Annotated in this window: 11 protein-coding genes and 1 pseudogene; 6 read left to right on the top strand and 6 right to left on the bottom strand. The window is 60.9% G+C overall.

Annotation, left to right across the window (positions count from 1 at the left end; genetic code table 11):
* The 3 genes from ACGVJ8_RS06795 to ACGVJ8_RS06785 all read left to right on the top strand — a co-directional run.
* On the top strand, positions 1–1098 hold a 1098-nt coding region (locus ACGVJ8_RS06795), incomplete at its 5' end, for a peptidoglycan D,D-transpeptidase FtsI family protein (protein WP_392346627.1).
* Positions 1099–1146: 48 nt separating this feature from the next.
* Complete coding sequence (locus ACGVJ8_RS06790) at positions 1147–2319, top strand: transaldolase (RefSeq protein ID WP_392346625.1); 1173 nt, start codon at positions 1147–1149, stop codon at positions 2317–2319.
* Positions 2320–2333: 14 nt separating this feature from the next.
* The gene (locus tag ACGVJ8_RS06785; protein ID WP_392346623.1) at positions 2334–2717 is read left to right on the top strand and encodes a cyclic nucleotide-binding domain-containing protein; all 384 of its coding nucleotides are present in this window, start codon (positions 2334–2336) and stop codon (positions 2715–2717) included.
* Positions 2718–2754: 37 nt separating this feature from the next.
* On the opposite strand, the gene ACGVJ8_RS06780 is transcribed toward ACGVJ8_RS06785, so the two are convergent.
* Entirely contained in the window at positions 2755–3009 is a 255-nt protein-coding gene (locus tag ACGVJ8_RS06780; protein WP_392346620.1) for a DUF6737 family protein, read from the bottom strand.
* Entirely contained in the window at positions 2987–3589 is a 603-nt protein-coding gene (locus ACGVJ8_RS06775) for a PCC domain-containing protein (RefSeq protein ID WP_392346618.1), read from the bottom strand. Before ACGVJ8_RS06775 ends, ACGVJ8_RS06780 begins: the two co-directional genes overlap by 23 nt.
* Positions 3590–3674: 85 nt before the next feature.
* On the opposite strand from ACGVJ8_RS06775, the gene ACGVJ8_RS06770 reads away from it, so the two are divergent.
* The gene (locus tag ACGVJ8_RS06770) at positions 3675–3911 is read left to right on the top strand and encodes a CopG family transcriptional regulator (protein ID WP_115009451.1); all 237 of its coding nucleotides are present in this window, start codon (positions 3675–3677) and stop codon (positions 3909–3911) included.
* Positions 3912–3921: 10 nt separating this feature from the next.
* Here ACGVJ8_RS06770 and ACGVJ8_RS06765 read toward each other — a convergent pair whose 3' ends face one another.
* The 4 genes from ACGVJ8_RS06765 to ACGVJ8_RS06750 form a co-directional block, all read right to left on the bottom strand.
* Positions 3922–4128, bottom strand: a complete 207-nt coding sequence (locus ACGVJ8_RS06765; protein ID WP_392346616.1) for a hypothetical protein — start codon at positions 4126–4128, stop codon at positions 3922–3924.
* A complete protein-coding gene (locus tag ACGVJ8_RS06760; protein ID WP_392346614.1) occupies positions 4125–4736 on the bottom strand; it encodes an ion channel in 612 nt (203 codons plus the stop codon). Before ACGVJ8_RS06760 ends, ACGVJ8_RS06765 begins: the two co-directional genes overlap by 4 nt.
* Positions 4681–4974: a hypothetical protein gene (locus ACGVJ8_RS06755; protein WP_392346612.1), complete on the bottom strand. Its 294-nt coding sequence runs from the start codon at positions 4972–4974 to the stop codon at positions 4681–4683. The genes ACGVJ8_RS06760 and ACGVJ8_RS06755 overlap by 56 nt, the downstream gene beginning before the upstream one ends.
* An 87-nt stretch (positions 4975–5061) precedes the next feature.
* The gene (locus tag ACGVJ8_RS06750; RefSeq protein WP_392346611.1) at positions 5062–5241 is read right to left on the bottom strand and encodes a hypothetical protein; all 180 of its coding nucleotides are present in this window, start codon (positions 5239–5241) and stop codon (positions 5062–5064) included.
* Between the two features lies 1 nt (position 5242).
* Between ACGVJ8_RS06750 and pdeM the strand changes: the two are divergent.
* Positions 5243–5871 (top strand): annotated as a pseudogene (gene pdeM, locus ACGVJ8_RS06745) (ligase-associated DNA damage response endonuclease PdeM).
* Between the two features lie 77 nt (positions 5872–5948).
* Positions 5949–7280, top strand: a complete 1332-nt coding sequence (locus tag ACGVJ8_RS06740; protein ID WP_392346629.1) for a hypothetical protein — start codon at positions 5949–5951, stop codon at positions 7278–7280.
* The last annotated feature ends 38 nt before the right edge of the window (positions 7281–7318 follow it).

Below are 7318 nucleotides of genomic sequence, written 5' to 3'. Positions count from 1 at the left end.
TATGGCGATGATTTGCGCCTGCAGCTGACGCTGGATTCCAGGCTTCAGCAGGTGGCCCTCAAAGCTCTTGCTGAGCAGGTTGCCAAGTGGAAAGCCCAGAAGGGCGCCGCGATCGTGATGGATGCCACCAACGGTGAGTTGTTGGTGCTGGCATCGACACCCACCTATGACCCCAACCGCTACTGGGATTTCCCCACGGGGCGGTTTCGGGAATGGTCCGTTCAGGATCTCTATGAACCAGGCTCGACGTTCAAGCCGATCAACCTGGCTCTGGCACTTCAGGACGGCGCCATTCAGGCGACGGATCGGGTGAATGACGTGGGCAAGCTGATGGTCGGTGGTTGGCCGATCAACAACCACGACAAAAAAGCCCATGGTTTGGTGGATTTCGCCACCATGCTGCAGGTGTCAAGCAACGTCGGCATGGTCCAAGCCATGCGCCGTCTTGACGACGACACCTACTGGAACTGGATGGAGCGTCTTGGCATCAATCAGCGTCCTGACACCGACCTCCCCGGAGCGGTGGCCGGACAGCTCAAGAGCAAGAAGCAGTTCACTAGTCAGCCGATCGAGCCGGCGACGACGGCCTTTGGTCAAGGGTTTTCGCTCACACCGCTCAAGCTGGTGCAGCTCCACGGGATGCTGGCCAACGGTGGCAAGTTGATCAGTCCCCACATCACCCGTGGCTTCCGCTCGGGTGATGCCTTGGCTCCGGCGGCGGCACCCAGTGGTCAGCAGTTGCTAAACCCGGAGGTTACGCGCACGGTGCTCCAGTGGATGGAATCGGTGGTGGATCAGGGCAGTGGCAAGGGTGTGAAAACGCCCGGCTATCGAATTGGTGGCAAAACGGGAACGGCGCAGAAGGCCCTGAATGGGATCTATCTCCCAGGAGCAAAGATCTGCAGCTTTGTGGCGACCTTGCCGATTGAGGATCCCCGTTACGTGGTGTTTGTGGTGGTGGATGAGCCCCAAGGTGAACACGCCTACGGCTCCACCGTGGCCGTTCCTGTCGCCAAACAGATCATTGATGCCTTGCTGGTTGTGGAGCGCATTGCTCCCTCAAAACCTGCTGAATTGAACAAGCTTTTGAACAGCTGACGCATCAAAAAGCGCCGCTACGTTATGGGTATTGAGCCGTCGTACATCATGGCCAGCCTGCTCGATCAGCTTTCGCAAGTGACCGTGGTCGTTGCCGACACGGGTGAGCTGGAGGCGATCCGCAAGTTCACCCCTCGGGATGCCACTACCAACCCGTCGTTGATCCTGGCTGCTGCGCAGATTTCGGCCTACCAGAGGCTGATTGATGAGGCTTTGCGGTCATCGCGCAAGTTGATGGGCAGCGACGCACCGGTGGAAGACGTGGTGCGGGAAGCTCTCGATGAGATCAGTGTGATCTTCGGCAAGGAGATTCTCAAGATTGTTCCCCGTCGTGTGTCAACGGAGGTGGATGCTCGTCTGAGTTTTGATACCGACGCCACGATTAAAAAAGGGCGCAAGCTGATTCGTTTGTACAACGATGCCGGCATCAGCAACGATCGCGTTCTGATCAAAATCGCCTCCACCTGGGAAGGTATCAAAGCCGCCGAGGTGCTGGAGAAAGAGGGGATTCATTGCAACCTCACTCTCCTGTTTGGTTTCGGTCAGGCCGTTGCCTGTGCCGAAGCCGGCGTCACTCTGATCTCCCCCTTCGTGGGGCGCATCCTGGATTGGTACAAAGCGGAGACAGGGCGCGATTCCTACCCCGGACCTGAGGATCCCGGAGTGATTTCCGTGACCAAGATCTTCAACTACTACAAGACCCACGGCTACGGCACGGAGGTGATGGGGGCGAGCTTCCGCAACATCGATGAGATCATAGAGCTAGCCGGTTGCGATCTGCTCACCATTTCACCGAAGTTGTTGAATCAGCTCCGTGGGAGTGATGCCGTGCTGACCCAGAAATTGGATGCGGCCAATCCCACCGATGGCGAAGCCAAGATCCACGTCGATCACGCCACCTTTGATGCACTGATGCAGGCCGATCGGATGGCCAGCGATAAACTCACCGAGGGCATCAAAGGTTTCAGCAAGGCAATTGAAACGCTGGAGCATCAACTGGCCCACCGTCTGGCTGAATTGGAGGGTGGCTCAGCCTTCCGCCACGCCGTTTCCGAGATTTTCATGCTCAACGACATGAATGGCGATGGTTCGATCACCCGCGATGAATGGCTCGGCAGTGATGCCATCTTTGATGTCCTGGATCAGGACAACGACGGTCTGATCTCCCAGAAGGATGTGCGTCAAGGCTTTGGCGCAGCCCTTGCTCTGACCTCTGTCTAAATCGTGCTGGTTCCATGCATGCGCTCGACACAATGCGTGCTTTGGCCAGCAAGGCCGAAGTGATTCATCTCAACCAGGGTGAAGTGTTGTTTCGAACCGGGGAAACCGGAACCTGCATGTATGGACTGCTGGAGGGATCGGTGCGGCTCACCTGGATTGACTCCTCTGGCCATGAGGGGCACGAAGACATCCCTCTGGGCCATGTGTTCGGCGCGGGGGCCTTGGTGATGGAGGACCATCAGCGTTTGAGCACAGCCACGGTCACCAGTGATTGCCGTTTGATTGCCATGAACCGCGACAAGTTCCTGTTTGCGGTTCAGGAGACTCCGACGTTTGCGGTGCAACTCCTCGCATCGATTGATGCCCGTTTGCGGGACATCAAGTTGGCTGAAGGATGATCGACGAACGGGTCCATGCGGCGAAAAGGCGAGGACGTTATCGGTTCGGCTCCGCTGCCGACCGGTAGGCGGCGGGAACGAGCAGCAGAAACAGAAGCCACCAGGCCAGCACGCCCAAGGTCAGGGGAAGGCTGATCCAGAGGCGATGCAGCAGTGCCCAGGACCCGCCGACCATTAGCACCCCCGTGGAGACGATGGACCAGGGCTGGCACCACCAGGGTTTAAGCGACCAGAAGGGTTGCTGTTCTGGCGATGGTTGCTCCGGCGGTTCAGCGGAGGGCGTCGAGTTCACCGGCGGCTTGCATGGCGGCGAGATCGTCGTAGCCACCAATCACGGATCCGTCGATGAACACCTGGGGGAAGGTGGTCATTCCACTGCGCTGCTGCACGGCCTGGAAGGCTGCGTCGTCGTTGATGGTGGTGACGTTATGGGGAAGATCCAGGGTTCTCAGGATGCGCAGGGCGCGGCTGCACCAGGGGCATCCCGGCAGCACGGCGATCTCGATTCGCGGTGCTGAGGTTTGGCGCGCGGGGCGGATTTCGCGTTGCTCGAGGACGCCAATCAGGAGGTCGACGCCCTTCTGCACGATTGTGCCGGGTTCCAGGTGGCCTCCCCAGACCTGACAGGCCCCATCCGAGAGGCTCAGGTGCAGGTGCACGCTTTTAGGAGAGAAGGTTCCATTGAGGGTGATCACCTCAAGGTCGCCTTCCAGCACAGTGGGCTGCGCCTGGCCGGGGCACTGGAACGACGCCTTGGTCAGGTTGCCGACCACGCCGAGAACGAAGCCACTGATGCCGTCCCGCTGGGCTAGTTCTTCGAGGCTGAGGCGCAGATCACTGCCGGGAGCAAGCTTCAGCGGCAGGGGTTGCATGGCGCCTCAAAAACAGTGTTCAAGATTACACAATCTTGTCGAGCACGATAGCGTTTATTTGCTGTAGTCATATTCACACGAAATCGTGTCTCTTCTCCAAGACCTGGTTCAGGAGTTGCAGCAGCGGATCGAGGGCCAGGCCGCGGCTCCCAGCACGGCTGCGGTGGCGGATGCGGCCGGATCGGAGCGCATCAACGTCACCCTGCCCCGCGGGGTGATGGATGACCTCAAGCGCCATGCCCTCGCCGAAGGCCGCAGTTGCGGCAATTTGGCCGCCTACCTGCTGGAAGAGGCCCTGCGTCGTCATCGCCCCCTGGGCTGAGGCTTCGGCCTCAATCCAGCAGCTGTTTGGCAATGGCTTCAACCTTCCCCTGCCGTTGCAATTTGAGGATGGAGACGTCCATGGGCGTGCGCAGTGGGCTCTCCGGCTTGATCACGAACTCGTAGGTCTCTTGCGAAAGGGTCAAGGGGGCGAGGCGCAGGGCCAGGTCGGGATTGTTTTTGAGGTGGTAGCGAATGGCAGGGCGATCAAAGATCAAGGCATCGGCCTGCTGATCAACCAGCAGTTGAACGGCGCTCTTGAGGTTGGCTGCACCAACGATCTGCATGTCGCCGCGTTGGGCCAGCTCCATGCCACTGGTGCCCTCCACCACAGCCACCCGCTATTGAGTTGCTCAGGGGTGCTGATGGACGTCTCGGTGGCACCGGACAGGAACAGCGTGAACGCCGAGGCGAGGCTGGCGGTGAAGGACGACACCGTGATCAGGGAGATCACCATCCAGGTGCCCGTGATGCCCCGGCCAGCTCGCGTGGTCGGCGCTTTGTCGCCGTAGCCAACGATCGTCAACGTCACCACGGCGAACCACATGCCGCTGCTGACGCCCGGTAGCCAGTCCCGCGGAAACTGCTCACTGTTGTGGTTGCGTTCTGCCAGCCAGATCAGGCTGCCGACCACTAGCAGAACGCTGATCAGCACCAGCACCGAGGAAATCACCGCCCAGCCGAAGAACACCTGAACGAGGCTCAGGATCGACGGCGGACTCATCGGGAGCAACACTCCAGACTTTCCCAGGTAGTAGGGCTGGGTGAAGTCAACGCCCGGTATGGCCAGGCGGCGGGAGGTGATGCTGATCGGGCCCACCCTCATCCACCGCCTCAATTCCGGCTATGGGTGATGGCTGCTGAATTAGCTCGTAGCTGAAGTTGTTGTCTTCGGCGACACGCCGCCAGATGTTGAGGCTGATGCCGTTGATCTGGTCGCCGTTCTTGATCACAAAGGGGGCCGAACCGCTGATGCCCACCTCCAGTTGATTGGCTTGCAGGGGAAGTGTGCTGCCGAAGCAGGAGAGCGCGAGGACGAGGGACCAGCGCCGGACCTTTCGCATCAACGCTGTTCTAGACGACGCACGATCACGGCCATTGCCGCCAAGGAACCCGCCAGCGCGATCAGCAGGGCAATGGTCATGGAAACGTCAGGACAGAGATGGTGCGCTCAGGTTGGCATCCCTGGCCCCGAGCAGCCAGTCGGCCACTTCCATCCTCAAGGCATAGGCGCATTCGAAACGACCTTCCTGTTCAAGCAGGCTCAACCGTTGTTCGAGCGTGCGCAGGGTTGAATTCGCGAGCTGGTGGGGGCCCTTGCTCCGCGCCACAATGAGTCTTCTGTCCCAGCGGGCCCTGTGGCGGGCCGAGGGGCGCGAGCTGTTCGTCGCCGACTTGCATCTCGGCAAGGCCGAGGTGTTCCAGGCCCATGCCCAGCGATGGAGATCAAGGAACCCTGAATCCGCTGCTGGAGCTCTGCCATGCCTGGTCACCTCAGCGCTTGTTTGTGTTGGGTGATCTCGTGCATGCCCGAATCGGCATCACCGCATCTCCTGCGCGAGACCCTGCTGGCTCTGCCCGAGCTCTGTGGTTATCCGGTGGTGCTGATCGGTGGCAACCATGACCACGACAGCTGGATTGAAGGCTTGCCCCAGCAACCTTCTCAGCATTTGGGCGATCTCTGGTTGAGCCACATGCCCGAACGGGTGCCGGAGCCGGGGCTGTTGAACGTGTGTGGTCATCTGCACCCCACCACCCGGATTCGCAGTCGATCCGATCAGTTGTGTTTGCCCTGCTTCGCCTTTGGTCCGGATGGGGCGCGTCTGGTGATTCCTTCCTTCGGGCAGTTGACGGGAGGCCATGACTGCGGCGACCGTTACCAGCAATGGCTGGTGGCCGAAGGCTCCATCGTTCCTTGGTTCGATCCAACCCCCAAAAACCGAGAGCGAAGGATCGCGTGACTCAGCCTGCTGCGTCGCGACTCAGACCTCGACCCAAGTGCAGGATTCGTTTGCGTAAGCGCTGGCTGCTGGTGGCGATGCCGTTTGTGGGGTTCGGCGGCTTGATCGCCTTGGCGCCTGTGGCTCCCGAGCGCTCCGATCTAGAGGATCAAGCTGTCCGTTCGGCCCAGCAGCGCGGCCGGGATGTCAAGCCGTTCCATTACATTCCCGACCATGAGGTCTACGCCCTGGATCTCGATCCACGGCGGGTGCGCTTCGGGCTGCTGGAGGGTTGGGATCGCGAACAGGACGCCTACCAGGACAGCTCGGCTCTGGCCTACGTGACGGGCCCGATGTATGAGCGCCATGTTGATGATGACGGCCGCGAGATCACGGTGCCCCTGGGGGATCTCAAATTCGGCAACCAGGTCTGGCGCGGGCGTAACCGCACGGCCTCACGCCAACGGGCCTACGTCGGCATCCGCCACGACGGCAGCATTGATTTCGGCTACGGGGAGCTGACCGATGACCGCAGCCGCACCTACGACACTTTCATCGGCGGCCTGCACAGCCTTTATAACGACATCGAGGCTCCGCCAGAGAGCTACGAGGGGGCCTACAGCATCAGCATGGGCCAGCGGATCCGCTACTACCTGCCGCGGATCCGCATGGTGATGGGCCTGCGTCAGGACGGCCACATGGAAGTGCTGATGAGCCGCGATGGCTTGACCCTGGAGCAGACCAAAGACCTCGCCCGTCGCCGGGGCTATCTGGCGGCCTACATGCCCGACCATGCCTCGAAGAGTCGGTTAATCATCCCTGGGGTGAAGGGCTTCACCGAAGAAGACGCCAACTGGATCAGCGGCGGTGCCACCAGCTTTGTGCATGTTCCCTACCTGCTGCGGTTGAGCCCCCGCCAAATCCCACTGCAGGGCAATTTGATCGCGGCTCTGACGCCCAAGCTGGTGATGGATGAGGGTTGCGATGGCCCAATCGACTGTGTGTCGTCTTTCGGTAATCACCTCGCCGATCGTGCCCTGGCGGGCTTGAACCGGGTCATGGAACAGGGCGTTGAATCCCTGGCCCGGATGATCTGGGGGCCCTCCAACCTCACCAAGCCGGGCTCGCCTGCGGATGCCGACGACCGCAGCGTCGATCTGGATCGTGCGCCCCTGAGGGAACCCCCGATCACGGCGGATCCTTTGGTGTTGCGCGAGCAGCCGGCCGTGATCCGGGAGGTGGAGCCGGCTGAGCCTGATCCGGATGACAGCTGGACGGAGCCGCAGCCGTTTGTGCCGTTGCCGCCGGATCTGCCGCCACCGATCGTTCTCGATGAGCCGATGCTCAATCCCGCCGAAGTTCTGCTGGATGAGCCAGCCCCACCTCTGCCGCCTCTGCCGCCTCTGCCCGTGCTGGCTGGTCGGGACTGAGCTTTGGACGCCGTTTGGTCCTGGTGGTCGATCCCCAG

The organism is Parasynechococcus sp. (genome assembly GCF_042954245.1).
In the GTDB taxonomy this organism is placed as follows: Bacteria; Cyanobacteriota; Cyanobacteriia; order PCC-6307; family Cyanobiaceae; genus Parasynechococcus.
This window is presented reverse-complemented; position numbering and strand designations above follow the sequence as displayed.